Origin of the sequence: Sphingosinicella terrae (assembly GCF_003347635.1) — a bacterium.
Lineage (GTDB): Bacteria > Pseudomonadota > Alphaproteobacteria > Sphingomonadales > Sphingomonadaceae > Allosphingosinicella > Allosphingosinicella terrae.
The window spans coordinates 1-626 of record NZ_QDFY01000054.1 but is presented as its reverse complement, the minus strand read 5'-3'; the positions used below and the strand labels follow the sequence as shown (position 1 = coordinate 626).

At 64.4% G+C, this 626-nt stretch carries 2 protein-coding genes; both read right to left on the bottom strand.

Going from position 1 to position 626, the window contains the following annotated elements:
* A partial coding sequence (locus DDE10_RS23205; protein WP_162806809.1) for an NAD(P)-binding domain-containing protein occupies positions 1-91 on the bottom strand: 91 nt, incomplete at its 3' end.
* 40 nt (positions 92-131) lie between these two features.
* Positions 132-626 (bottom strand): aldehyde dehydrogenase family protein (locus DDE10_RS23200; protein ID WP_114955172.1); only part of this gene is annotated, 495 nt, incomplete at its 5' end.

Here is a 626-nt window from a genome sequence, read left to right as displayed (position 1 = left end):
CGAAGGCACGCACGTCATGGCCCGCCTTGGCGAGATTGGCCGCCATGCCGCCGCCCATATTGCCCAGCCCGATGAAACCTAAACGTGCCATGTCGAGTCTCTTTCCACGATTGCGCTACTGGACGACGCCATCACCCCATGGTCGGGATGACGAAGGCGTTCTCGCCGGTTGGCGAGCCGTCGGGCCAGCGCTGGGTGATGGTCTTCACCTTGGTCCAGAAGCGGACGCCCTCGGGTCCGTGCTGGTTGATGTCGCCGAAGCCCGAGCGCTTCCAGCCGCCGAACGTGTGGTAGGCGACCGGCACCGGAATGGGCACGTTGATGCCGACCATTCCGACATTCACCTGGTGGGCGAACTCGCGGGCGGCATGGCCGTTGCGGGTGAAGATGGCGACGCCGTTGCCATATTGATGCTCGCTCGGAAGCCTGAGCGCCTCCTCGAAGCTGTCGGCGCGGACCATCTGCAGGACCGGCCCGAATATCTCCTCCTGGTAGGAGCGGAAATTGGGCTTCACATGGTCGAAGAAGGTGGGGCCGATGAAGAAGCCTTCCTCATGGCCCTGGAGCGAGAAGCCGCGGCCGTCGACGACGAGCTCGCCGCCCTCGTCGGCGCACATCTGGATGTA